The organism is Nocardia vaccinii NBRC 15922 (genome assembly GCF_001613305.1).
GTDB lineage: Bacteria > Actinomycetota > Actinomycetes > Mycobacteriales > Mycobacteriaceae > Nocardia > Nocardia vaccinii.
The window spans coordinates 1-25,418 of the sequence record NZ_BDCC01000015.1; the positions used below are offsets into that span (position 1 = coordinate 1).

Annotated in this window: 20 protein-coding genes and 1 pseudogene; 10 read left to right on the plus strand and 11 right to left on the minus strand. The window is 60.5% G+C overall.

The window, feature by feature from the left end:
- Positions 1-552: 552 nt before the first annotated feature.
- From NV1_RS11480 to NV1_RS11510, 9 genes are read right to left on the minus strand one after another with little or no spacing between them, the layout of a single operon-like run.
- Positions 553-1,365, minus strand: a complete 813-nt coding sequence (locus NV1_RS11480; protein WP_067889311.1) for an N-acyl homoserine lactonase family protein — start codon at positions 1,363-1,365, stop codon at positions 553-555.
- 10 nt (positions 1,366-1,375) lie between these two features.
- Positions 1,376-2,494 (minus strand): zinc-binding dehydrogenase, encoded by a 1,119-nt coding sequence (locus NV1_RS11485; RefSeq protein WP_067889314.1) that lies wholly within the window; start codon positions 2,492-2,494, stop codon positions 1,376-1,378.
- Complete coding sequence (locus NV1_RS11490) at positions 2,494-3,918, minus strand: aldehyde dehydrogenase family protein (RefSeq protein ID WP_169813316.1); 1,425 nt, start codon at positions 3,916-3,918, stop codon at positions 2,494-2,496. Before NV1_RS11490 ends, NV1_RS11485 begins: the two co-directional genes overlap by 1 nt.
- A gap of 22 nt (positions 3,919-3,940) precedes the next feature.
- A complete protein-coding gene (locus tag NV1_RS11495) occupies positions 3,941-5,659 on the minus strand; it encodes a flavin-containing monooxygenase (protein WP_084525289.1) in 1,719 nt (572 codons plus the stop codon).
- A gap of 40 nt (positions 5,660-5,699) precedes the next feature.
- A complete protein-coding gene (locus NV1_RS11500) occupies positions 5,700-7,142 on the minus strand; it encodes an aldehyde dehydrogenase (protein WP_067889323.1) in 1,443 nt (480 codons plus the stop codon).
- 24 nt (positions 7,143-7,166) lie between these two features.
- The gene (locus NV1_RS42035; RefSeq protein WP_084525304.1) at positions 7,167-8,132 is read right to left on the minus strand and encodes a PDR/VanB family oxidoreductase; all 966 of its coding nucleotides are present in this window, start codon (positions 8,130-8,132) and stop codon (positions 7,167-7,169) included.
- A gap of 7 nt (positions 8,133-8,139) precedes the next feature.
- Positions 8,140-8,589: an SRPBCC family protein gene (locus NV1_RS11505; protein ID WP_067889325.1), complete on the minus strand. Its 450-nt coding sequence runs from the start codon at positions 8,587-8,589 to the stop codon at positions 8,140-8,142.
- Positions 8,590-8,616: 27 nt separating this feature from the next.
- Positions 8,617-8,817: a ferredoxin gene (locus NV1_RS46755; protein ID WP_084525290.1), complete on the minus strand. Its 201-nt coding sequence runs from the start codon at positions 8,815-8,817 to the stop codon at positions 8,617-8,619.
- An 18-nt stretch (positions 8,818-8,835) separates the two neighbouring features.
- The gene (locus tag NV1_RS11510) at positions 8,836-10,056 is read right to left on the minus strand and encodes a cytochrome P450 (RefSeq protein ID WP_245713662.1); all 1,221 of its coding nucleotides are present in this window, start codon (positions 10,054-10,056) and stop codon (positions 8,836-8,838) included.
- A gap of 699 nt (positions 10,057-10,755) precedes the next feature.
- Here NV1_RS11510 and NV1_RS11515 point away from each other — a divergent pair.
- The 9 genes and pseudogenes from NV1_RS11515 to NV1_RS45605 form a co-directional block, all read left to right on the plus strand.
- Positions 10,756-11,487, plus strand: coding sequence for a GntR family transcriptional regulator (locus NV1_RS11515; protein WP_169813317.1), 732 nt, complete (start codon positions 10,756-10,758; stop codon positions 11,485-11,487).
- Between the two features lie 661 nt (positions 11,488-12,148).
- The gene (locus tag NV1_RS11520) at positions 12,149-15,445 is read left to right on the plus strand and encodes a protein kinase domain-containing protein (RefSeq protein WP_307628758.1); all 3,297 of its coding nucleotides are present in this window, start codon (positions 12,149-12,151) and stop codon (positions 15,443-15,445) included.
- A 167-nt stretch (positions 15,446-15,612) separates the two neighbouring features.
- Entirely contained in the window at positions 15,613-15,876 is a 264-nt protein-coding gene (locus NV1_RS11525) for a hypothetical protein (protein ID WP_067889334.1), read from the plus strand.
- Positions 15,877-16,116: 240 nt separating this feature from the next.
- The gene (locus NV1_RS11530) at positions 16,117-18,255 is read left to right on the plus strand and encodes an acetate--CoA ligase family protein (RefSeq protein ID WP_084525293.1); all 2,139 of its coding nucleotides are present in this window, start codon (positions 16,117-16,119) and stop codon (positions 18,253-18,255) included.
- Positions 18,249-19,589, plus strand: a complete 1,341-nt coding sequence (locus tag NV1_RS11535; RefSeq protein ID WP_067889340.1) for an MmgE/PrpD family protein — start codon at positions 18,249-18,251, stop codon at positions 19,587-19,589. Before NV1_RS11530 ends, NV1_RS11535 begins: the two co-directional genes overlap by 7 nt.
- Positions 19,590-19,610: 21 nt before the next feature.
- A complete protein-coding gene (locus tag NV1_RS11540) occupies positions 19,611-20,789 on the plus strand; it encodes an FAS1-like dehydratase domain-containing protein (protein ID WP_067889343.1) in 1,179 nt (392 codons plus the stop codon).
- Positions 20,789-22,012: a CaiB/BaiF CoA transferase family protein gene (locus tag NV1_RS11545; RefSeq protein ID WP_067889484.1), complete on the plus strand. Its 1,224-nt coding sequence runs from the start codon at positions 20,789-20,791 to the stop codon at positions 22,010-22,012. The genes NV1_RS11540 and NV1_RS11545 overlap by 1 nt, the downstream gene beginning before the upstream one ends.
- A gap of 59 nt (positions 22,013-22,071) precedes the next feature.
- Positions 22,072-23,199 (plus strand): citrate synthase 2, encoded by a 1,128-nt coding sequence (locus NV1_RS11550; protein ID WP_067889346.1) that lies wholly within the window; start codon positions 22,072-22,074, stop codon positions 23,197-23,199.
- Between the two features lie 147 nt (positions 23,200-23,346).
- Positions 23,347-23,713 (plus strand): annotated as a pseudogene (locus NV1_RS45605) (MBL fold metallo-hydrolase); the annotation flags it as partial.
- Positions 23,714-23,740: 27 nt separating this feature from the next.
- Here the strand turns inward: NV1_RS45605 and NV1_RS11555 are convergent.
- Both NV1_RS11555 and NV1_RS11560 read right to left on the minus strand, forming a co-directional pair.
- Positions 23,741-24,073: a histone-like nucleoid-structuring protein Lsr2 gene (locus tag NV1_RS11555; RefSeq protein ID WP_067889349.1), complete on the minus strand. Its 333-nt coding sequence runs from the start codon at positions 24,071-24,073 to the stop codon at positions 23,741-23,743.
- 158 nt (positions 24,074-24,231) lie between these two features.
- The gene (locus tag NV1_RS11560; RefSeq protein ID WP_281181819.1) at positions 24,232-24,894 is read right to left on the minus strand and encodes a group II intron maturase-specific domain-containing protein; all 663 of its coding nucleotides are present in this window, start codon (positions 24,892-24,894) and stop codon (positions 24,232-24,234) included.
- A 165-nt stretch (positions 24,895-25,059) separates the two neighbouring features.
- Between NV1_RS11560 and NV1_RS11565 the strand changes: the two genes are divergently transcribed.
- The gene (locus tag NV1_RS11565; protein ID WP_218026956.1) at positions 25,060-25,359 is read left to right on the plus strand and encodes a hypothetical protein; all 300 of its coding nucleotides are present in this window, start codon (positions 25,060-25,062) and stop codon (positions 25,357-25,359) included.
- Positions 25,360-25,418 lie beyond the last annotated feature (59 nt).

The window sequence follows — 25,418 nt, forward strand, 5'->3', positions numbered from 1 at the left end:
AGATAGTTCGCGGCTCCAAGACACCGAAGAAGGAGGTCGGGTAGAACATCAATCAGGACCAACCACCTGCGGAATACGTGAACGCGGGCACCGGGAATTGAGTGGACGCTGACATACATCGGTCGCTGGGTGAGGGTGTCGGGGGTACAGAGAGGTGGCGGGGGCCGCGATCGCTGAGCTCTCGCCCGAGCCCCGGGGCACCGCGCTACTTGCCCAGCTTTTTGCCCTCTACCGGGTGCGCGAGGACCGTTTCGGCGCCTTCGCCCACGGCGGACCCGACGACGGGGACGGGACGAATTCGTCGAACCCGAGTCGAGCCGACGTTTCAGCCGATCGACTTCAGCCTCCAGCGCCGCGATCCGCTCAGCCTGCCCGGTGATCTGCCGCGTAGCGCCTCGATCGCCTCGGCCTGACATCAGTAAAGCAGCGGGCTCCGCATACGGCGGGCCGTGATCATCAGGCACCGCAACATGATTCGACAGAGTGTCCCCAACTCGAGCCGACACGCCGTTCACTCAGTGAGTAGCTACGTCCGACGAAGCACCAGTGGGCCTACTGAATCCGAAAAACTCGAGGGATCCGACCAGGCGTCCAGGTGGAGCCTGCTACGCCGAATATGTCGTAAACCTCGGGATCGTGCCCCGGCACGAGACGCTCATGGGCCCCACCGATAAGTGCACGTATTCGATCGTAGGTGTCGTACATCACCGGGAGTTCGGAGAACACCGTGAATGGACGATTCTTGAATACCTCGTCGTAGTAATGCGCAGCATCGGCAGCCAATAGAAGGCCGTCAGCCCCACCCACCTGAAGTCCAATTTGCCCGACGGAATGACCAGGGAGATGTCGGACAGTAATATTTGGCGTGATGACATGCCCTTCTGAAACGAAGTCGACTCGACCAGCTCGGATCGCACGAATGAGTAACAAGATATCATCGAGTTCCACAATCGAGTTGAACTGTTGCCGAGACAGATTCGGCCCAGTCCAGAACTCAATCTCCGCAGGATGGATCGCAATGCGAGCTTCAGGGAAGTCGGTCAACCCTCCCGAGTGATCATAATGCAGATGCGACACAACTACCGTGTCGACATCGGAAATACCAATCCCCAGTTCCCTGATGCCATCCACGACCGAGCCCATGTAGTTGATCCCACGCTTGGCCGCAACGACTTGCGAAGCTCCGGTATCAAATAGGGTGACACCACCGGACTCAATAATCACCCAGGCAAAGAAGACGAGATGACGAGAATTGTCCGACTCATTGTACGTTTTGAACCTATAGAACTGATCGGAGTCCGTACGCACGTCCTCCGCCCAGGCAATCGCATATACTTGCGCGCCTGGTGCCTGGACTCCTTGCATTGCATTCACCTCAGAACGAGACTGCGGGCTTGATTTCGCCTTCAGCTGCCATGGCCGCGATCGCGTCGTTGATTTTCTCGAAAGGTCTCACACTGCTGATCATTCGATCCCAGTCGTACCTGTCCGCATGCTGAGCAAGGAATTGGAGCCCCCGAGCGTAGTGATTGACTGCACCCGAGATCGATCCGATCACCGAGGCTTGCTTCACCACGATCTGGCTCGGGTTGACCGCAATCTGGTTCGCGTGCAACTGTCCGACGAGCACGTACCTTCCACCACGGGCCAACATAGCGAGTCCTTCGGTGAAGGCCGTAGTAGCACCCGATGCCTCGATAACCACGTCTGCACCGCGACCTCCGGTCAGGCTGCGCACCACCGCCGTTCGGTCCTCAGCCGACGGCGTGCTCGCAATATCGATGACATTGTCTGCCCCCCATTCGACTGCCAGCGCAAGGCGAGCCGACGGACCACCGATCACGGTGATAGACGATGCACCGGCCTCGTTCGCGAGTGCCGTAGCGAAAAGACCGAGAGGGCCGGCTCCTTGAATCACTACCGATTGACGCTCCTCGATCCGTCCGAGCCGATCGAATGCGTGCACCATCGTCCGCAGCGCACAGGACGCAGCCGACGCTGCCGCATCCGTGACATTCGACGGGACACGAACACGCCCGGATGTCGGAAACACATACCCGTACTCGGCAAACGTACCGTTCAGGTTCGGGTACTCGTCGGGACCAGCCGCCATGTAGCCGCGACGGCGTTCGCACAATGTGGGCGAATTTTCTACCGTGCATTGCCGGCAACTGCCGCAGAAACCGTGCGTCCAAATTATCCGGTCGCCGACTCCGAGCCGATTGCCAACGGAATCGTATTCGGTACCGTTGAGGTCCACGATCTCCCCAACGGCCTCATGTCCCGCCACGATCGGGAGACACTTTCCGATGCTGGACGATGCCATAGCATGACCGCCACACAGATGCACATCGGTGCCGCACACGGTCGCCACGCGATTCTCGACCAACAACGCATTGCTCTCGAGCGTCGTAGGAACTTGCACCACTTGAATCTCGAGCGGAGCCCCATACTCGACAAGAACGGCAGCTCGGCACTCCAAAGGCTTCGTCATCAGTCGTCCCATACCTTAATTTGAACGCTCTTGGCTCGAGTCATCTCCGTGAACCCGTCAATTCCGCTCACCCGACCGTAGCCGCTCTCACCGTAGCCTCCGAAGGGGTACGCCGGATCCGTTCGGCGGTATTGATTCACCCAGACGGATCCAGCACGAAGATCACGACTGACACGAAATGCGCGACTGAGGTCCCGAGTCCAGACACCCGCCGCGAGTCCGTACGGTGTGTTGTTGGCGATCCGTACCGCGTCAGCCTCGGATGTCGCCGCCAAGCACACAAGCACAGGGCCGAACACCTCCTTTTGCGCAATCTCCGCATCCGGCTCGATATCGGACACAACGGTCGGGGGGTAGAAGTTTCCACCCAGTTCGCGCACGCCACCCGCTTCCACAACACGTGCACCCGAGCACCGCGCCCGGTCAACGAGGCCGGCCACATAATTACACTGGCCCGCACCGATCAAAGGGCCCACATCCGTTCGTGGGTCCCGCGGGTCGCCTACACGTGCTCCGACGACAGCGGACTCCAATCTCTCCGTCATCTCGTCGAAGACATCTACGTGGACAACGGCTCGTGAGCCGGCCACGCAACTCTGACCGCTCGAGCTGGTGATCCCGGCTGCGATAGCTGCGACAGCCCTGTCCAAGTCAGCGTCTGGAAATACCAAGTTTGCGCTCTTGCCGCCGAGCTCGAGTGTCGATGGCACCAAACGCTCGGCCCCCTTACCTGCAACTATCCGCCCAGCTTGCGGGCCGCCTGTAAACGCCAGTTTTGCGACCTGGGGATGGTCGCACAAGGCAGCACCGACGGATACGCCATCGCCCGAAATGATGTTGACGACGCCCGCTGGGAACCCCGCGTCGGAAAACAGCTCCGCCAAAGCCAGGAGCGAACACGGTGCAAGCTCGGACGGCTTGACCACGAGCGTGTTCCCAGCTCCCAGACACATGCTCGCTACCTGGGCAAAGAGCACCGATGGCGAGTTCCACGGAACCTGCACGCCAACCACGCCATATGGCTCGCGCATGGTCACGCTGACGACGGAGGGATCAGCACCACGTGGGCTCGTGAACGGGAAGGTCTCCGCCAGCGACGCAGCGTACCGATACCACTGACTGCTCTTGCCGATCGACCCGGACACCTCACGAATCGGCTTGCCATTGTCAGATGACTCCAGAACGGCGAACTCACGGACATGTGCGTCGATCAAGTCGGCGAAGGACCGCAGACAACGGACACGCAACGCGACATCCATCGCCCACCCGCTCGATTCGAATGCCCGCACCGCCGCGGTCACCGCCAGATCAACGTCTTGACTCGTGCCCGCTGGGTAGGTTCCGACGACAGCACCGGTGTACGGATCCAGCGACTGATCAACCGCTCCCGAGACTGCCGAGACCAGTTTGCCGCCGATCAACATATGGTAAGGGTTCGACGACATACTAGATCACCGTGCTACTCAACGGCATCCCAAAGCGCGTCTGCAAGTTGGGATCATTCGGAGGACCGGGCCAGTCGTCCGAGGACGACAAGACACGACCGCTTCCACTCACGACTTTGAATCCCGGATATCCGCCGTCAGCTACGGTGTCACAGATGATCCGGTAAACGTTGACACCTCCAATATATGCAAGGTAAACGCGAGGTTTCCCTGGAACATTTGCACCGACATACTGTGTATCATCACGCGCGATGAGGGTGCCATTCACGGCCTCGGCAACATGCTTCGTCCAGAGAGTCTCCGCAGCCTCAGCAGCCTCCACCTCTTCGCCACCAGCCAATTCAATTGATGCGACGAAGTCGGCGATCCATTCAACCTGCTGCTCAATCGAGATCAGTACATTGGCCCGGATCGAGGGGCTACCGGGTGCGGCAGTCATGAACATGTTCGGAAAGCCGGAGGTTGCCACCCCGAGATAGCTGTTGTGACCTTCCCGCCATTTCTCCGACAACGGCAGCCCACCTCGCCCCTGAGGGTCGATAGCAAGCAAAGCGCCTGTGCCGGAGTCGAATCCGGTTGCGAGAACGATCATGTCAAGTTCGATCAACCGACCGGACTCGAGAACAACCCCATTCTCAACTACGCGGGCGATAGGGTCCTCTGCGATGTCGACAAGGTGCACATCGTCATCGTTGAACACCTCGAAATAGTGATCTTCATTGAGATGCCGGCGCGAACCAATGAAGTGTGTCTTTGCACAGAGTTTTTCCGCCAGCTCCGGGTCCTTGACCCGCCGACGAATGTCGGCATGCATGTATGCCGCCACCCGACGGTTGGATTGTTCGTCGGTCACGAGGTCCGTGATACCGTTCAAGATCGCTGGGCCACCGATCTTCCACAGTTCGTTCAGCAACTCGACAAGCTCGTCGTCTGCCATGTCCTTGATGGGACCTACCGGAACTTCACACAAAGTTCCCGAGGACGACTTGTGGACCTTGTCCCAGAATTCCGGGTATTCGCGCTTCACCTCCCGCATATCGCCCTCGGAGAGGGGACGGTTCCCAGACGGCAGGGCATAGTTCGGGGTCCGCTGAAAGACGTACATCTCGTCGAACAGTTCGTCAGTGCCGAGCTGCGTCACGACCTGCATGCCGCTCGATCCGGTACCGATCACTCCGATACGCTTGTCCTCGTAGACGACAGCCTCGCTGGGCCATCGGGACGTGAGATACTTCTCGCCTCTGAACGATTCAAGGCCTTCGATAGCCGGTTCGATGGGCTGCGAATACGGTCCGGTAGCCAAAACCAGATACTTTGCCGTATATGTGCGGTCGCCGGCCGCGGAGGACGTGAAGACGCTCCAAAGACGACGGCCCTCGTCGTAAGCTGCACCATTCACACGCGTATCGAAGGTGAACACGCTTCGGACGTCGAGGCGCTCCGCCACGAAGTGTGCATATCTCTCGATCTCGGGCTGTGCGGCGTAACGCTCGGACCAGTTCCAGTTGCCCCAGATTTCCTCCGAGAAAGAAAACGAGTAGTTCACGCTCGGAATATCGCATCGTGCACCAGGATACCGGTTCCAGTACCATGTTCCACCGACATCCGAGCCCTTTTCGATCCCGAACACGGTCAGACCAGTTTCACGGAGCTTGTATGCAGCGTACATTCCTGCCCACCCGGCGCCCACAACTATGGCGCCAAAGTCGGTAGTACTCATTTCCTTGCCCTTTCGGTTCTGTCGATTCGATTCCGACAGGTCAGTTCTTGAACTGGATCAGCTTCTTCTCCAGGAATGTCTCCATCCCTTCGACGTTGCCTTCCCGACCGATGCCCGACTGCTTGAATCCCCCGAAGGGCTCAACCGTGCACATGTCCCAAGAATTCACAGATATCTGACCGGTTCGAATCCGGCGCGCGACACTTTCGGCCAGTTCGTCTTCACTGGCATAGACAGCTCCGGACAGCCCATAGTCGGAATCGTTTGCGATATCGATCGCTTCTTCGATCGAGTCGAACGGGATGATCCCCACCACCGGTCCGAAGATCTCCTCGCGTGCAATGCGCATGGAGTTGTCGACCTGAGCAAAGAGTGTCGGCGTAACAAACCATCCGGTCGGTAAGTCAGCCGGACGGCCTCCGCCCGTGATGAGCTTGGCTCCCTCCTCCTGACCTGTCCGGATGTAGCCTTCAACCCTGTCGCGCTGTCGTTCAGCGATAAGCGGCCCGAGGTGCGTGGCCGAATCACGAGGGTCGCCCACCACAACATTGCGGAATACCTCTGCGAACGCCTCTGTGACCTCGTCGTGACGACGCCGCGGTACGAGGACGCGGGTCAACGCGGCACACACCTGGCCGGAATGGCCGATGCCCGCGAACGCCAGTTGCGGCAACACCCGATCCAAGGGCACGTCATCTGCGATGATTCCGGCCGACTTCCCACCGAGTTCGAGGGTAACCCTGGTGATGTTCTGCCCACAAAGGCTCATCACACGTTTCCCGGCGACCGTGCTGCCCGTGAACGTCACTGCATCGACGGACTTGTGGGAAACGATGTATTCACCCAGTTCCCGACCGCCAGGAATGATGCTGACGACCCCTTCCGGCAGACCCGCAGCCTCGATGGCTTCCGCGAGAATCATTGTACTGACCGGACTCTCAGGAGCTGGCTTCAGCACCACAGTGCACCCGGCGGCGAGCGCCTGGCCCATCTTGCTCGATGCTGAGCAGATGGGTGCGTTCCATGGGATGATGACTGCCGCTACTCCGACCGGTTCTTTGACGAGCACACCATGTCCGCCGGGCCATTCCCGCCGGTCCTCCCATGTGGCGCGCTCGGGCAGGCTTGCTGTGTCGTCCCACATCTCCATCGCGCGGTCGTGAAACGCGGACGAAGTAGCCAAAGGCGCACCAACTTCGGAAACGAACGTGTCCTCGAGCTCAGCCCGGCGCTTTCGAACTTCCTCGCCGATTCTGCGCAGGTAAGTCGCGCGCTCCGCCGGAGCAAGCCTCGGCCATTCACCCTGGTCGAACGCATGGCGCGCGGCACGGATAGCCTGCTCGGCGTCCGCAGGCGAGCCATCGGGAATTCGTGCTATGACACGCTCGGTCACAGGCGAGACAACTTCGATAACGCCGTTGCCTGCAGGCGCCATCCACTGTCCACCAATGAACAGCTTGTCAAAGCTCCTGATGTTTTCCATCTTTCAGATCCTCCGCGTACTTCTTTACAGATCCAGGGTGAGGGTTTCTCCGACAGCCCGGGATACACAGGTAATTATCGTGTCGCCCGACGCTCTCTCGTTCTTTGACAGGACGGAATCCCGATGGTCCGGGACACCGTCGATTACTCCGGTCTCACAACTTCCGCACGTACCTTCGCCGCAGGAGAAGTCGAGGTCGTAACCGGAACTATTCAATGCTGTCAAAATCGAACATTGGGGCCCAACGGTGATCTTTTCACCAGTCGAGGCGATCGTGACGACAAAAGGATGATCACCGTCCCGAGACGAGTCAGCCGTACCACGGAATCGCTCCATATGCAGCTCATCATCAGGTAGGTCTCGCCTGTTGTAGGCTGTTTCGACTGCATCGAGAAGTCCTTCCGGCCCACAGCAATAGACTTGTTCGTCGGCATGCCGACTGGAGAGAAGCCGCTCGATGTCAAGAATTCCGTCACGGTCCTGAGGAACTATCGTAACCTTCTCGCCATAAGTTTCCTGCAGAAAATTTACGAAACTCATGGACGCGATCGATCTTCCTCCATAGTGAAGACGCCACTCGGCGCCAGCCTTTTCCGCCGCCGCTAGCATTGGAATCAGTGGAGTGATTCCAATGCCGCCTCCGACGAACATGTAGCGGTCCGCTTCGACGAACTCGAATCGGTTCACCGGACCGCTGGCCACAAGTTCATCACCGCACTTCAAGCTCCGATGAATGTACCGTGAACCACCACGACTGTCCGGCTCCTCGAGTACGGCGATCTGCCATCGGGAAAAATCAGCTGGATCGCCGCACAGCGAATACTGCCGCTTCCACCGGCCCATGAGGTCGAGTTCGATATGAGCGCCGGGCTGCCATACCGGAAGGTCCCCGGCATCACGCCGAGCCAATTCGATAAGACATACCGACTCTGCAATCATCTCGATGCGAGTCACGACAACGGAAGTCCGCTGTTGCAGCCTGTCGACCATCGCTAGCCTATCGAGCCTCACCCGATCGCACCGTTCCGAGAACGGTGTCGAGGTACTCCTGCAGTCCAGTCAGGCCGGCTCGATACAGCGCAGCGACCATCCCAGCCGTCTCTGCGCTGCTATCTCCTTTGTCGAAGCTAGCGGACCAAGATACTTCCGACTGTCCTGAGCCGGACGGGCTGACAATAATTTGCGACGTGAAGCCAGACATCTCCAGCGGTCCACTGACGTAAGCATAGCTGTAAGTCCGCTGGCGATCATCTGCTGCGGTGATCCGCTCTACAATGACTGCACCGCTTTCCAGCGACACCTCGCGAACACCGTTCTCGAGCTTCGCCGAGACAATGCCCGGATGCCAGAGCTCGATGGACGCTGGATTTTTCATCACCTCCCAGACCGCCGACGCTTCGTGGCTGGTCCGAACCGATTCTGAGATGACTTCCTTATTCGCGAGCATTGTCGCCTCCTTGTAGAGCCGGCGAAACTAGTCGCCGAGGATCGTAATTGCGCCCTCGGGGCACGAATGGGCACCGGTTGTCGCCGTGGCTTCGAGTGCGGGCGGAATGTCCCTGATCTCATCTCGACGATCACAAAATCCATCGCTGTCCGGTTCAAACACTTCAGGCGCACGTGTATAACAACGTCCGTGGCCGCTGCACACGGCGTTTTCGACTCGCAGTTTCATTGCTTTCCTCCCAGACGTTTACTGTCCGCGCTTGTCACCGGGTTCGAAGGTGAGTTGCAGCGACGTCGTGGACCGCAGCTGGCTGGTTTCGGTGACAGGAGCCGTGCCGGCCTTGATGGCGAAGTTCGGAATCCGCTGCAATACACGCTCGAGAGTGACGCGCAGCTCGAGGCGCGCAAGATGCGATCCGATGCACCGATGCGGTCCGTAACCGAACGCGGCGTGCGCCGCTTCCTCTCGGTCGACGTCCAAGATGGACGGATTGGGAACGAGTTCCGGATCACGCGACGCGGCAGCGAAGTTGAGGGCGATCCAGTCCCCCTTCTTGAACTCGACCTCGCCGATCGTCGCGTCCTCGGTCACATAACGAGCGGGAGCGATAACCGGGCTGAAAAGCCGGACGAACTCCTCAACGGCCTTCGGGATGAGACCCGGTTCAGCGACCAGCCGCGCGCGGAGGTCAGAATTCTCAGCAAGGTAAGCCATTGCCGCGGTCATCGCGTGCGTCGTGGTAGCAAGTCCACCGAACACCAGGTCCAAGATGACTGCAACCTTGTCCTCCTCAGAGGACGGCGACCCCTCCGGAGTGTTGACGCCCGCATTGATGATGTCGACGACGTCACCGCGCGGCGGCTCCGCGCGGCGCATCGTCAAATACTCCGCGAGGTAGTCCCCTACGAACTTGAAGTGCTTTGCCCGCTGCTCGATGGGGCCGAACGTCCCTTGGTCGATCCCCTCGAATAGCGCAGGCAAGTCCCGCTCGGGCACGCCCATGATGCACTTGAAGAAGACACGACCCGGAAGATGCGCCGAGAAGTCCGCAACGAAGTCACACTCCCCGCGCTCGATGAAATCGTCGACGAGCTCGTCAGCGACCTCGACGATCGCGTTCTCGAAGCCTGCGACAGTGTCCGGAGACAAGAACGGGTTGAGCACCTTCCGCCAGGCATCGTGGTAGGGCGGGTCGCTCTCTTCGGGGAGGATCAAGGACGACCCCTCGGGGCGATTGACCATATAGCCCTTCGCAGAGCTGAAGGTGCGCCAGTCCTGGGCGGCCTTCTTGACGAGCTGGTACGTGTTCAGGACCTTGTACCCATGGCCGACCTTGCTGTGAGCAACGGGGCAACTCTCGGCGAAAGCGTCGATCACCTCGTCGAATCGCTCGTTGAACTCCGGCGATTCGAAGTCGAAGTCGTTGAACATGTCCCGCTCGAAGGGGCAACCACCTTGTGCTGTCACCGACACTTACCTCCTACTGAATGCCGCCGCGCTGCGGCGAATCGCTCCGATTGCTGCAGTCCGCGCGGAGCGGACTGTTGGGGTCTTGACGAGACCGGCTCTGCGTGAGGACTGGTCCAGTCTCTGTGACTTGAGACACTTGAACCGTACCTAAGTATTATTGTTAATGCAATAGGTCCTTGCCACGTTTTTCGAGGATAGCTCCACGCCCACCGTGCTGGGGTGCTTGCCGGGTACCGAACCGAGCCGATCGACACCTGAGCGCGGCAAGTCCGCGAACGGTAGTGTTGCTCGTTCGTCGATACCGCCGACCTCACCCGGGTACTCCTGCGAACCCGCGGTTGCTGTGTGCGCCTGCTACTACGCGGCCCACAACCCCCATCGCGCTCATACCTCTTGGCTTCAGCCCCCGATGATGTCCACTTCTGCGTGACCGCTGCCGCTGTATCAACACCTCCGCAGCCGACGACTGCTGGAAGATCCGCACCGCACCATCAGGTTGCTCGCCTGGACCAATCCGTGGCACCTCGCCCCGAACAAGCCATACGAACGCACGTCGATCTCTCGCCTCGGAGACCGATCGGACAACCGCAAATGCGCAAAAGTCGACCACCAGCCAGCCCTCCCCACCTCCCGGCCAGGAGCACCAGGATCGTTTGTTATGATCAAGGTACGAATGCGACGGCAGGCGGAGGCCACGTGAACGCGAAGTCACGAATTCCCAGATATTACGCAGTGTGGCGGATCCTCTGGTCTCGTATTACTTCGGGCTACTACGAGGCAGGTGCGCTTCTGGGCACCGAAGCCAAGCTCGCGGAGCAGTTCAAAGTGAGCCGCGTGACCATCCGAGAGGCCCTGTCATTGTTGGAATCCGAAGGTCTCCTCGTGAGGCGACGGTCGCAGGGAACGTTTGTCGCAGACGATGTAAAGGCGCGCGGCGCAGTTCAGTTCACTGGTTACCTCGAGGACGTCATCTACCAGTCCGACTCGGCCAAGACAGTCGAGTTCTCGGCTGAGATCACCGCCGACGTCCCGGAACACGTCAAGTCGATGTTCGGAGGAACATCGGTTGGGGTTGTCCGCCGACTGAGGATGGCGCACGAGGAGCCGCGCCTCTGGCTCATCGACTACGTTCGCGAGGACGCGTTTGCTGAGCTGCCTTCCGAATCCCTGCGTAACGGGTCGTTGCTTACCCTGCTGGACTCACGGGATTCAGCACCTATTCTGTCAGGACATCAGACAATTTATGCCGATCTCGCTACCGCGGAGATTGCAGAGAAGCTGGATATCGAGACCGGTGCTCCTATTCTGTTCTCGACACGGACACTTTCCGACAAACTCGGAACACTGGCCTATGTTGAGATGCACTATCCGGCTTCACGTTTCAGTTTCGAGATCCGACTCAGTCGGGCGAATGGAAGCTCCATCTGAGGTGTTCGGCTCGACACGTAAAGCCCGAGCGCACCCGGCCACCGAGCACATACCCTGCTGACCGCGTACTCACACATCAGCGGCGGTGGGGGCCGGGAAGCCCAACCGGGCCCGCCCCTGACAGGGACACATCGGTCCAGCCCAAGCCACATTCGGCCGCGTTATCGTCACGGTAGACCAGCGGGCCGAGCGCTGGCACACCAACTGTCGGTGTTGCCGCGACGACGGCGGTTGGTGGCCTGATCGACCACGGACCGGGAAGTGACTGTTGACGCCGCGCCAACGCAACCAGTTGTGTTACCGCGCTGGAATACCCCTTGTCCGCCAGCACCCGATCCGGCTGCACCGGCTGCCCGCCCACCCCCTGATTCGGCGACCTCGGGCCCGTCGAATGCGGTCGTGAACGGCGGGCTGCAATCGGCCTGACCGGCGGTGATCACCACCGCCGGTAACCCGGCTGCCCTGCTCCCTAAGATCTAACCACCGCGTGAGCGGCCCAAGAACCGTAAAAGGTCGAAAGTCAACCTTGGTGTGCGCGATTGTGCGTGCCCAGGAAATCCAGATCGCAGGATGTATTCGTGCCAATCGATGCGGCGGGCCGATGGTTTCGTGTGTGCTGGTAGATCACCGTCGTTGGGGAGTATCGTCCTCTTGAGCCCGTGTGGTGCAGCGTGAGTGGCTGAAAGTGAATTCCGATCCATTGAAGACGCAACCTGATCTCGAGGTGGTCACGGAGTTGGCTGCTGCCGGGTTGGAAGGCGCCGAGGAGATCGGGCGCGGCGGGTTCGGTGTGGTGTACCGGTGCGGTCAGCCTGTTCTGGATCGCGTGGTGGCGGTCAAGGTTCTCACCGCAGAGTTGGAGGAGAATCGGGAGCGTTTCTTTCGTGAGCAGCGGGCGATGGGCCGGTTGAGCGGGCATCCGAATATTGTCGGGGTGCTCGAGGTCGGGGAAACCAAGAGTGGTCGGCCGTATCTGGTGATGCCGTACCACCAGAAGGGTTCACTGGAGGCGCAGATCCGCGGCGACGGCCCGTTGTCGGTGGAACAGGTGCTTCGGCTGGGGGTGAAGATGGCGGGTGCGCTGGAGACCGCGCACCGGGCGGAGGTTCTGCATCGGGATGTGAAGCCGGCAAATATTCTGCTCACCGATTACGATGAGCCGGCGTTGGCCGATTTCGGTATCGCCCATCTGGCTGGAGGATTTCGAACGGCGACCGGGGTGGTCACGGGTTCGCCGGCGTTCACCGCGCCGGAGGTGCTGGGTGGGGATCCAACTAGTCGTGGCTCGGATGTGTATGGACTGGGTGCGACATTGTTTTGCGCTTCGACGGGTCATGCGGCGTTCGAGCGCCGCAGTGGTGAGCAGGTGGTCGCGCAGTTTTTGCGGATCACGACGCAGCCGGTTCCGGATCTGCGTGAGCGGGGGATTCCGGAGGATGTATGTGGGGTGATCGAGGCCGCGATGTCGCGTGATCCGGGTGAGCGTCCGACGGCCGTGGCGTTGGGTGAGCAGTTACAGCAGGTGCAGCGCGCGCACGGCTTCGAAGTCGATGAGATGGCGTTGCGGGCCGGATCAGGAGCCGAACAGGCAATGCCGACAAGCCCCGTAACCGCTGGGTGGGCCAGCGTTCCCGGCAGCAGCGGCGTCGGGCTGCGGGATGCTGGAGGGAACCTGCCATTGGAACTGACCAGTTTTGTGAACCGGCGCAGGGAGGTATCGGAGGTGAAGAACCTGCTGTCGGGGTCAAGCTTGGTAACCCTCACGGGAATCGGTGGCGTCGGCAAGTCACGCCTCGCACTACAGGTCGCCAATAAAGTACAGCGAGATTTTGCGGGCGGTGCCTGGCTGGTCGAGTTGGGAGAGCTGCGCGATTCGTCATTAGTGGTCGACGTCGTGGCCGCCACATTCGGAGTGCCGCAGCAGGCTGGCAGGCCGATGCTCGAGGTGCTGATGGAGTTCTTTTCCCCTCGCCCGGTGCTGTTGGTTCTCGACAACTGCGAGCAGGTGATTGAGGCGGTCGCGCAACTGGTCGAGTCATTGCTGCGGGCTTGTCCGCAGCTGCGAATTCTGGCTACCAGCCGCGAGGGTCTTGGCGTTGGTGGGGAATCAGTGCTGCCGGTGCCGCCGCTGAGGTTCCCGGACCTGACAGCGGGACCGTCCCTGCAGGGCGCTGCCGGCTATGACGCGGTGGTGCTGTTCACTGAGCGAGCCGCGGCGGCGGTGCCGGGCTTCCACCTGACAGAGGACAACTGGGCGAGCGTGGCGGGGATATGCGCCAGGCTGGACGGGTTGCCGTTGGCAATCGAACTTGCGGCCGCGCGGCTCCGCACGATGTCGGCCGATCAGATCTTCGTACGACTGAACGACCGGTTCACCGTGTTGACCCGTGGCAGTAGAAGCGCGCCGACGCGCCAGCAAAGATTGGCGTGGTGCATCGGCTGGAGTTATGACCTGTGCACCCCGGCCGAACAGCGCTTATGGGGTCGTTTGTCGGTCTTCGCGGGCAGTTTCGAACTCGACGCCGCTGAGAACGTCTGCGGCACCGACCTGACCGAGCCCGACTTGCTCGATGGGTTGGCCGCGCTGATGGACAAGTCGATCCTGATTCGTGAGGGGGCCGAGGGGCCGGTGCGGTTCCGGATGCTCGAGACCGTGCAGGAATACGGCAAGCAGAAGATCAAGGAAGCCGGCGAGTATGCCGAAGTTCGTCGGCGGCACGCGAATTGGTACGAGCGGTTGGCGCTGGAAGCGGAGGCAGACTGGGTGAGTCCACGTCAGCTCGAGTGGATCGCCCGGATCACCCGTGAACTACCGAATCTGCGCAAAGCGCTGGAGTTCAGCGTGTCGGATGCGGACGCAGCGGGGCTGCGTACCGCCACCGCTCTGAACAGTTTCTGGGCCTCGAGCGGACGGTTCAGCGAGGGGCGACGCTGGGGCGACCGCCTGGTCGCCACTACACCCGACGCACCGGTTATGGACCGAGCTGAAGCCCTTTCCATGATCAGCGTATTTGCCGCGACTTTGGGCGATCTTCCGGCCGCAACCAGACGCATCGACGAGCTTCGCGCCCTTGCCGAGCAGACGGCAGACGACCTCCTTGGTGCCTTGCTCGCCTACGCCGAGGGGTACATCGCGCTCTGCAGTGGCAACCTGGTTCGCGCGGGCATCCGGCTCAACGACGCTATCGAAGTATTCACCGCACGCGGTGAGGTGTTATTGCAACTGAGAGCACTGGTATCGCTGGGTTGGGTATATGTGCTACACGGCGAGATGGCGCGCGCGGTCTCCTGCCTCGAGGAAGTGCTGACCCTCTCTGATTCTCACGGCGAGACTGCGTATCGGTCGTTGGCGCTGAGGCCCATGTCGGTTGCTGTCTGGCAGCAGGGCGAACGTGAACGTGCGGTGCAGCTTTTGGAGGAGGCTCTCCGGTCGGCGCGCCGATTGGTCGATCCGCTTGTCGCCGCAGTCTGCTCGGAGATACTGGCCTGGATCGTGGCCGAGAAGCGAGATGCCCGACGCGCAGCCGTGTTGCTCGGCGTCGCCGCCGGGCTCGGAAGTGCGGTTGGTGGCTCCAGCACCATGTACCCTCATCTACTTGCGTACCATGCTGAATGTGAGCGCGGCACACTCGACATGCTCGGCAGGCAACGATACGAGTCCGCGTACCGGGCGGGCGCCGCGATGAGTTTCGATACGGCGATAAGTTTCGCGCTGGGTGAACAACATCAAATCGTCCCGGCAACCGATCGCATGTCAGCGAGCTTGACCAAGCGTGAGCGTGAGGTCGTCGATCTCATTGCCGAGGGATTGACCAACAAGGCAATCGCGACCCGGCTGGTGATCTCCCAGCGCACAGCGCAAGGGCACGTAGAGCACATCCTCACCAAACTGGGATTCACTCGGAGGGCACAGATCGCGGCCTGGGCCGCGGAGCACTCCCACCACACGACCGAATAAGGTAATCGCAGGCTGCCACCTCGAGCTCTAACTCCCAGTTGGCGATGAGGATGTGAAGCCGAAGCATCGAGGACTTCTTGCCAGGCCCAGGTCAGCGAGTCCATCAAATTGCGTTTCATCGCGTCTCACCGCGCTCACTGTCACCGTGGTCACGACATAGAGGCGGCGTGCCAGCGATCATCCCCTGCACCGAGACCGACGGTCTGCCGCTGATCGGCCGCCGCACATTCGGTGGCCTGGCGATTCGCACAGACCAGGGCGGCGACTGTTCGGAGCGGCGCACAGTGGATGTTCAGGCGGGCGTCTTCGGTCAGCCCGGGGTGCCGCGGGGCGCTCCACTCCGTGACCTCATCGGCCAGGCGGTGCTGATGGCATACCACCACCGCACTGACATGGACACAGCCCTCACCACGGAAATGACAGACCAGTAGCTCAGGACTCAATCTCATGAGCGGAGTAGGGGCAGAGCCTGCTCGCCCCAGAAGATGGCACGCGGGCGTGTGCGACTCGCCAGGCCCACATGCGAGCCCACGGGACGGCCGAAACGCATCCGCAACTTCGGAACAGTCGCCGATCTCCGTTGTAGTCCGCGCCGCACAGCTCATCGGTAACGAGCGGGGCCCGGACGATCTGCCATTGTCCTATAGTCACTACTAAGATACAGTGGGTCCATGCTTGAAGACCTGTTCTCGCCCTCGTCGGTCTGCGTGATAGGCGCGTCGAGCGACCCGGAGAAGTTGTCTGGACGGGCACTCACACGACTCCTGCAGCATCCGTTCACGGGCGAAATTTATGCCGTCAATCCGAATCACGACCGGGTTGGCGGCATCACCGCATACCGGGATGTCGCGGCGATCGGGAAGGCTGTCGATGTTGCACTCATTCTGCTTCCCGCTCTGAGGGTTCCCGATGCCGTCAGAGAGTGCGGCGAGGCCGGCGTGAAATTCGCCGTAATCTGCAGTTCGGGCTTCTCCGAGGATGCGGCCTCCTCTCATCTCGCCGGTGAGCTCGATAAGGCAGCCAAGGAATCGGGCGTTCGGATCGTCGGACCGAACTGCGAAGGCATCTGGTCGGTACCTGAGAATCTGGCATTGACTTTCGGCAGTGCCGCAAATCGTGCACGACTTCTCTCTGGCCCAGTGAGCGTTATCAGTCAGAGCGGCAGCATCGGAGGGGCATGTCTTCGCCAGCTCCAAGACCGAGAGATCGGATGCCGATACTTCGTCAGCACCGGCAACGAGCAAGACCTGACGACACTGGACTATCTGGAATACATGATTGATGAGGGTTCCAGCTCGGTCATCGCCCTATTCGTCGAAGCATTGTCCGATGGCGTGCGTCTCAGAGAGCTCGGCGCCCGCGCGGCGGCCCGGGGTATTCGGCTGGTGGCACTCTGTGCAGGCACCTCAGCTCTGGGCAAGCAAGCGACCGCAACCCACACCGGCCGCCTGTCGGCTCCCTCGTTCGTCTATACGCAAGTACTCAGACGGACCGGCATAGTACAGGTTGGTTCGATCGCAGATCTGATCATGGCCGCCGAGGTCGCCTCCGTAGCTCCCCGTGTCCGACCGAGAGGTCAGGACCGTCAGAGCGGTGGCGTAAGCGTCATCGCGCTCTCCGGCGGCAGCCGAGCCCTTCTGGCCGACTCAGCAGAGGAGCGCGGCGTGCCCATGGCGTCCTTCGATGCTCAATCTGAAACTCGTTTGGAAGAAGTTATTCCGCGATTCGGCTATCACAAGAACCCGATCGACGTAACGGGCGAGGTCGTGGGACGTCCGCAGATGCTGGAAGAAGTCATGGGTATCGTCGGAGCCGACGAGAACACCGACAGCATCATCGTGCAGTATGCAAATGGAGCGGAAAAAATCCTGCGCCAGCATATCCCGACCATCGTTGACCACAGTGATCTCCACTACCGCAAGCCTCTGATCATCAGCACCCTCGGGCGAATCGACGATGAGCTTCGCCGGAGCCTGACCTCGAATGGCCTGCTTCACGCGGAGGATCCGGCGGAGGCAATCAAGATAGCGGGGTGGCTGTACGACTGGGCCGACAATGCCTCGAATTTGTCGGAGCATGGATACCCAGGGACTGTCGCGCAGGCCAGCCCTGCCACCGTCCCGGCGGACTGGCTCGCCAGCATGCAGATGCTGACCAACATCGCAATTCGTACACCACGGTGGTTCATGTGGAAGGGCGACCCGGATCACCCCGAGCTGACGAACCTCACATATCCACTGGTCCTCAAGGCCTCGCCGGACGTTGCTGAACATAAGACGGAGTTGGGCCTGGTTTACGTCGGACTCGACTCGCCACAACGTCTTCAGGAGGCATGGAGCAGATACTCGGAGATCGTGGGTGCCGGAAAGCCGTGCATCGTGCAGGAAATGGCAATTGGAGACGTGGAGATGCTCCTGGCCGCTCGGTGGGACTCGGACTTCGGACCTTTGCTCGTGATCGGTGCGGGAGGAATCTTGACCGAATTCCTGCAGGACATCGCCGTTCTGCCAATTCCATCCACGAAAGAGCAGATCCGCAACGCGCTCTCGGAACTGCGAGTATGGCAGTTGCTGTCAGGGTACCGCAATGCACCTCCGTGTGACATCGATTCTCTAGTGGATAGTGCGGCTGCCCTCGCAGACCACTTCTACAAGATTGGCGGGCCGGGAGCAGAAATCGAAATCAATCCCCTCATTGTCGGGGCGCAAGGGGCAACGGCCGTCGATGTCCTAACGGTTTCACGGGCCCATGAGAGCAACGGAATCAGCGACCTGGAGGATTCCACAGAATTGGTGAGACGGTCATGTTGAACGAGGTGCTTCGGGCCATCGCTACTATACGGTACGACGACTTGCCGGACGAGGTACGCAGTACCGTCACCGACGCCATCACCGACGCGATCGGTGTTGGCATTGCGGGCAGTATTGAACCCGCAAGCGCTTCGATTATAGAAGCCACCGCGGAGTACTGCGGGAATTACCCACTGATCGGAGGACAGGGCCTCCGCCGTGACCGCAGTACCACTGCAATGTTCAACGGCACTGCGATCCATGCGCTGGATTTCGATGATACGAATCATCCCGCATATTCGCATCCCAGCTCCCACCTCGTTCCGACAATCCTGGCCCACCCTGCAGCTTCTGGGAAAGAAGCCGTCAGGGCCTATGCGCTTGGATTGGAGGTCGAGGCGCGCCTCGGCCGATCGATGAACATGGCTCATTACATGCACGGGTGGCACACCACCGGGACGTTCGGGACGGTCGCCAGCACAGTCGCAGCGATTATCCTCAGCGATTGCAGCAATGCGGCAGCCGTGTCGGCGCTGGGTATCGCTGCGTCGATGGCGAGTGGGCTACGAGCGAATTTTGGAACGATGACGAAGCCGCTGCACGCCGGCATGGCCGCGGCGAATGGCATTCGCGCAGTCGAGTTCGCGTCCTGCGGATTTACCGCCTCGGCCAACGCCGTCGACGGAAAGTTCGGTCTTTTCGACGTGCTGGGCACGAGGACAGCGGAGGCACAGGACGAGTGCTGGAGCACTTTCGGCGAGCAGTGGGAAACGATTTCCCCGTTCGGATTGGCTCTGAAACCCTACCCCGCCTGCGGCGCCACACATCCCGCGATCGAAGCGGCGCTCCGCATCTTTCATCGCAATATCGATCGGTGTCGGCCGGAGGCGATCGACAAGGTTCACGTGGAGACGCCGGCTTACTCCGGACTCATTCTGGTGTACAGCCGTCCGCAGTCAGGCCTCGAGGGCAAGTTCAGTATGGAGTACTGCGTCGCCAACGCGCTGACCCGAGGCGTTGTTACTCTCGACTCGTTCACTGACGCCGCTGTATCAGATGCGGACATCCAATCTGTTCTTCCTTCGATCATAATATCGGAATCGCCCGAGGTTGCAGACGACAGCGAGTTTGCCACGCGAGTATCGGTCAAATGGAACGACGGGCATTCTGACACCGAGTTCGTCCCGTTGGCCTCCGGAAAGCGCGCACGCTGGTTCACCCCCGACGAAATTAAAGACAAATTCATGATGTGCTCGAGTCGAGCGATCGATCGGCCATCCGCCGACATCATCTTCGATGCCTGTCGTAGCATCGCCGACCTCGCGTCCATCAGTGAGTTGACCGATCAGTTCTGAGAAGCCTGGAGAGTTGAAGATATGACCGCTTCCATTGTGACCAAGAATCCCGACATAACCGACGAGATGGTGAAAAAGGCGCAATCGCTCGTAGGCGTTTGGCTCAGGCGAGACGTGCACGTCCCATCGTACACCGAGTCGATTGCGCCCGTCGACATTCGCCGTTGGGCCCAATACAGCATGGGTGATGACAATCCACTTTACTCAGATCCCGAGTATGCCGCGCATTCGTTTTGGGGTGGGCAAATTGCACCTCCTACCTTGCTGTACACAATCGACTCGACAATCGTCGCCCCGGGGTTCCGTGGAATTCAATGGATCTACGGAGGCACCAGGTGGCAGAACTACACGCCCATCCGCGTAGGTGACAAGATCACCGCACGCGCGCGTGTCATCGGAATGCATGAAAAGTTCGGAAAGCATGCTAACCGCTTCTTCGTCCAAATCGGCCAGACGGTGTATGAAAACCAGCGCGGAGAGGTCGTTTCGATAGCTGAGAGCGATGTCCTTCGAATCCCGAGAAGCAACTCGGGCAAGAATTCCGGCCTCCGAGGGTTCGAGGACCGCAATAAGCCTCCGACCTACACAGACGAGCAGCTGGAAGCCATCAAACACGCCTATCTCACGGAGGAAAGGCGGGCCACCGAGCCGCGGTACTGGGATGATGTCCAGGTAGGTGACGAACTGGGTCCCTTGGTCAAAGGGCCGCTCACATTGGTAGATGTCATGGCATTCTATTCCGGGCGCAGGAACACCTATCCGCCACTCAAACTTGCCGTCCTCGAGCGGGAGCGGCATCCGGGGAACGTCTACCAGTCCCCGACGACACGCATTCCTATGCACCCGGCCGCCGGCCACATGGACAACGAGATCGCTCGTGAGATCGGCATGCCCCGAGCATATGACCAGGGCTGGCAGCGGGCCAACTGGGGGTGCCACCTGATCACCAACTGGTCGGGTGACATGTCGTTCGTCGAGTCGCTCAGCCACAAACTCCTCGCGCCCAACCTGGTCGGCGATACGACCTGGATGAAGGGCTCGGTCGTCGGCAAGCGGACCATCGGAAATCGACACCTCGTCGATATCGAGTTCCAGGGCATCAACCAAGACGATCGCATCAATGTTGTTGGTACCGCTACCGTGCGCCTGCCATCCAAAGACGTCAACGACCTCTTCCTGCTGTCGGACAGGAGCAAATGATGAGTGACGAATGGGAAGCTCCTCTGGCGGGGATCAAAGTTCTGGACTTCACGCATGGCGTTGCCGGTCCATACGCGTCCATGCTTCTCGGCGATCTGGGCGCAACTATTTGGAAAATTGAGCGGCCGCGGCGCGGCGACCCTACCCGGTACATGAACGTCAGTGACAAATTCGCTTCGGGCGCTGCCGAATTCGGTGGGGACTACTTTCTCGCTATCAACCGAAACAAACAATCGGTCGGCATTGACCTAAGTCTTCCCGATGGAAGGGACCTCGCGCTGCGACTCGCCACCAAGGCCGATATCGTCGTGTCCAACTTCAGGCCGGGCGTGATGGATAGACTCGGACTGGGGGCGGATGCACTGAGGGCTGCCAATCCACAGGTCATCATCGCCGAACTGTCTGCCTATGGCGTTGCCGGCGAGCTTGCCGGTCAGCCTGGGATGGACGTTGCCATCCAAGCAAGATCAGGCGTCATGTCGATTACTGGCTATCCCGATGACACTCGGCCAGTCAAGCCGGGTGCCTCTATTGCCGATTTCGGCGGTGGTGCTCATTTTACCGTCGCGATCGTGGCGGCCCTGCACAAGCGCTCGGTCACGGGAAAGGGTTCCACCGTTCATATCTCTTTGCTGGATGCGATGGTCTCCTTGCTCATGAACTACTCCGTCGCCGTGATCGATGGTGGCGCTGAGATCCAGCCGATGGGCTCCGGGCACCCTCAGCTCGCACCGTTCGCAGCCTTTGATACTGCCGATGGACACATCGTCATCGCGACGGGAACCAATAAGCTATTCCGTACACTTTGCAAGCTCCTGGGGCGGGACGATGTCGCCACCGACCCGAGGTTCGAGACGAACGTTCACCGTGTGCGTAACCGGGCAGCGCTCGAGACGATTCTGAACGAGGAGATGGCAGCAAAGACCACCTCGGAGTGGCAAACAACCTTTGAAGAAGAGGGAATCCCAAGCTCCCCCGTCAATCAGATGGCCGAGGCATTTCGCGAGCCGCAGCTCTGGTCGCAAGGTTTGGTTACCAGCGTCAAGCATGCCCGGTACGGAGAAATTCATCAGATCGCCGCGCCGTATCTCCTTGACGATCACAGGATGCCGATCGAGTGCCCGCCGCCCTCGCTAGGTGCCGACACTTCCACAGTGCTTGCTGGCGAACTCGGCTTGTCAGCGGATGACTTCGAAAAGCTGCGAACCGCTCGAGTGATTTAATGATTCTCACCATGAGAAGAGTTGAAATGCTTTGATCTCGATGGAACGAGAGAGTTTGAATGAGTGTAAGTACTGAATTTTCCGAAGGGCTCGAAGGCGTCACCGCTTTCGCCACCAAGATAGCCGAACCTGACAAGGCCGGCGGAGCACTGCGATACCGCGGTGTGGATGTGAGGGAACTCGTTGCGGAGGGCGTCCACTTCGACGATGTCTGGTCGTTGCTTGTCGATGGTGAATTTGGCGGGCATATCGACATGCGGGCTGCTCCGACTCTTCCCTATACCTCAGCCGACGTACGCATCGACGCGCAGGCGGCTGTCGCTACACTGGCGGCGCGGTACGGCTTCGCACCTCTGCTCGACATCAGCGATCCTGTGGCCGCCGACCACCTCGCAACGGCTACGGCGGCGACATTGTCGTTCGTCGCGCAGTCTGCCCGGGGCTCGGGTCGCTCGCCAGTACCGGCAAAAGCCTTCGAGTCGTGCAGCACTCTCGCGGAACATTTCCTGATGCAGTGGCGAGGCGATGTGAATCCCGATCACGCCGATGCAATCGACACGTATTGGGTTACCGCCGCGGAGCACGGGATGAACGCTTCTACGTTTACTGCACGCGTAATTGCGTCTACCGGTGCCGACGTGGCTGCAGCGATGTCGGGAGCGATCGGCGCTATGTCCGGTCCTCTCCACGGAGGCGCACCCGCGCGGGTCCTTCCGATGCTTGATGCAGTCGAGAAGGCCGGAAGGGCAGACCGGTATGTCAAGGATGTTCTCAATCGTGGCGATCGACTCATGGGTTTCGGACACCGTATTTATCGTGCACAGGATCCCCGTGCCGCGATCCTCCGAGCAACTGCACAGCGGCTCGGTGCTCCACGCTATGAGGTCGCCGTCGAGCTCGAAAATGCCGCGCTCACCGAATTGAAAAAGCGACGACCCGATCGAGCGTTGGCGACGAACGTCGAGTTCTGGGCCGCCGTAGTCCTCGATTTCGCGGAGGTCCCCGCGCCAATGATGCCCGCGATGTTCACTTGTGGACGAACCGCGGGTTGGTCCGCGCACATCCTCGAGCAAAAACGTCTGGGCCGACTGGTCCGCCCATTAGCTCTCTACACAGGTGAGGATCCACGCTCAGTGCACGATGTGGAGAGTTGGCCGAGCGTCAACAGCTTTGCCTCGAGTCGATAAACAACACAAATACGGCAGCATTAAATGGCATAAGTCGGCGACTTGACGTAGCACGAAGTATAACGGTGACGCGCGCCTGCCCCTGCGGAATACAACGTCGCGGGGTTGGCGGCAGCGTTTCAAAACGGTCCTTCGGCACTCACGGACAACGACCATGTCACATTCGCCCCACAACTCGGCGAGAACCTGCACGCTCCGGTCCTCATCCACCCTGGTGGCGATCCGCTCTGGCAGATGACACCCCCGGATAGTCGTATTGGCCGCTGACCGACGGTCAGCGAATAGCTTTGGCGGGCACCGAGATAAAGGTCATCCACACACCGGGACATTCACCGGGGGCGGTGTGCCTACACGTCCCGGAGGCAGAGACCCTGTCTCGGGCGACACACTATTCGCTGGAGGGCCCGGCGCGACAGGAAGATCTTTCTCCGACTTTCCCACCATCATCGGATCCATCCGCGACCGCCTACTCAATCTGCCCGAGCACACCCAGGTCTACAACCCGAATGGATAAGGTCTGCCCCAAGGCATTAGAACTCTCTCAGGCAGTCGCCAGCTCGTACGCTCTGACGATCTCCGCGTGCACACGACCACGCGCAGCTATCTGATGCCCATTCTTCCGTGCCCACTCCCGGATCGCCGCGGTATCTCCCCGCTTGCCCGTCGACCGCGTTGCCCCCTTGGACTTGGGAGCCCGCCCCACCCTCCGGGCCGCTCCGGTCCAAGGCTCGAAAACATCACGCAGCTTGCCGGCGTTTTTCACCGACAGGTCGATCTCGTACTCCACACCATCGAGACTGAACAGCACCGTCTCTTCCGCCGTGGATTTCCCGTCGCAGTCGTCCACCAACTCGACAATGACCCTCTTCGCCACGCCACTTCCCTTCCGTCGACGTCAAACCCCAAAGCAGCAAGCCTAGCCTGGATCCACCGACGTGTTGTTGGTCGGGTGGCCCGGGGGGAATTGCACCCCCGGGCTCCCACAGATCCCGGCGTGACAGTCTCCCCGTCACCGGGCTCTTGTCCTCCTGATCACCAGATGGGCGCGACCGAGGAAGTCCACTGCCAGTGCGCAAACATGCGGGGATGCCGTGCGGTGATCCCCTGCCAGCAGTCGATGGCCTTCTTCTCGGCGCGCAGTCGTTTGTATTTCGTGCGGATCCAGCGCACCAAGTAGGCATCGATGCGCGTCAGGAGCGAATACAGCGCGGAGCGGTAGAACGCCCCGTAGTACTGCATCCAGCCTCGCACAATCGGATTGATCCATCGGGCGAGGTCGGCGAAGGTGCGCCCGATGCGCAGATGCAGCCGCCAGGACCGCACCACCGCACCGATCCGTTTCAGGGCCTGTTTGCTGATCGCGGGCAGAAACACATTGAACTTCTGCCCGTGCCTGTTTCGCGCCGACCGTTGCCGGAACTCGAACCCCAGGAACGTGAACGACGTGTGCTCATGCGAGCCGCGCCGCTGCCCGTCCTGGCAGTACACGATCCGGGTCTTGTCGGGATGCAGCCGTAGCCCGACCTGCTCCATGCGTGCGCCGATCGCGGCCAGCACCTCACGGGCCTGCCGCTCACTGACACAGTGCACGACCGCGTCATCGACGTAGCGTTCGAATGGGACGCCGGGAAACCTCCGAGCCATCGACGCGTCGAATGCATAGTGCAGGAACAGATTCGCGAGCACCGGCGACACTACGCCCCCAACAAGGTTGGCAACTTCTGTTTCGATGTCACGCTGAGCTATCGGCGGTTGGAGCGGCCGCGTCGGGGGCCGGGGACGGTGTGACGTGTCCGGTAGTAGGTTTGTGTCGTGGCCGGAAGTCGTTGCGACGCTGCTGAATTCGCATGTCGTGTCAACGTGGCTGCGGAGTTGGTGGATGGTGGTGTGTCGGTGGCCGATGCTGCGCGCGGGCTGGCGGATCGGTTCGGGTGTTCGCTGCGGCAAGCCCGCCGCTACGTGGATCGCGCCGCCGCGGGTGGTCGGATCCCGGTCGCGGAATCCACGGTGGTATTCAGTGTCAAACTCAAACTCCCTGCGGCACTGGTGGTTCGGGTGCGTGAACACGCAGGGGACTCCGGTAGCACGTTGTCGGAGGTGGTGTCGCAGGCGTTGGCGGATCACCTGGTGCGTGGCCGGGCGCGGCCCGGCTCTCGGTGAACGAGAGGCGGGTCGAGACGGAGTTCGTGTTCGACCGGCACGCGGCCACGAATGTGTCG

What these genes read in the sequence shown, in the direction of transcription:
- NV1_RS11480 (WP_067889311.1), bottom strand. Translation starts at nt 1,365, where the DNA reads ATGCAAGGAGTCCAGGCACCAGGCGCGCAAGTATATGCGATTGCCTGG.
- NV1_RS11485 (WP_067889314.1), bottom strand. Translation starts at nt 2,494, where the DNA reads ATGACGAAGCCTTTGGAGTGCCGAGCTGCCGTTCTTGTCGAGTATGGG.
- NV1_RS11490 (WP_169813316.1), bottom strand. Translation starts at nt 3,918, where the DNA reads ATGTTGATCGGCGGCAAACTGGTCTCGGCAGTCTCGGGAGCGGTTGAT.
- NV1_RS11495 (WP_084525289.1), bottom strand. Translation starts at nt 5,659, where the DNA reads ATGAGTACTACCGACTTTGGCGCCATAGTTGTGGGCGCCGGGTGGGCA.
- NV1_RS11500 (WP_067889323.1), bottom strand. Translation starts at nt 7,142, where the DNA reads ATGGAAAACATCAGGAGCTTTGACAAGCTGTTCATTGGTGGACAGTGG.
- NV1_RS42035 (WP_084525304.1), bottom strand. Translation starts at nt 8,132, where the DNA reads ATGGTCGACAGGCTGCAACAGCGGACTTCCGTTGTCGTGACTCGCATC.
- NV1_RS11505 (WP_067889325.1), bottom strand. Translation starts at nt 8,589, where the DNA reads ATGCTCGCGAATAAGGAAGTCATCTCAGAATCGGTTCGGACCAGCCAC.
- NV1_RS46755 (WP_084525290.1), bottom strand. Translation starts at nt 8,817, where the DNA reads ATGAAACTGCGAGTCGAAAACGCCGTGTGCAGCGGCCACGGACGTTGT.
- NV1_RS11530 (WP_084525293.1), top strand. Translation starts at nt 16,117, where the DNA reads ATGCTTGAAGACCTGTTCTCGCCCTCGTCGGTCTGCGTGATAGGCGCG.
- NV1_RS11535 (WP_067889340.1), top strand. Translation starts at nt 18,249, where the DNA reads ATGTTGAACGAGGTGCTTCGGGCCATCGCTACTATACGGTACGACGAC.
- NV1_RS11540 (WP_067889343.1), top strand. Translation starts at nt 19,611, where the DNA reads ATGACCGCTTCCATTGTGACCAAGAATCCCGACATAACCGACGAGATG.
- NV1_RS11545 (WP_067889484.1), top strand. Translation starts at nt 20,789, where the DNA reads ATGAGTGACGAATGGGAAGCTCCTCTGGCGGGGATCAAAGTTCTGGAC.
- NV1_RS11550 (WP_067889346.1), top strand. Translation starts at nt 22,072, where the DNA reads ATGAGTGTAAGTACTGAATTTTCCGAAGGGCTCGAAGGCGTCACCGCT.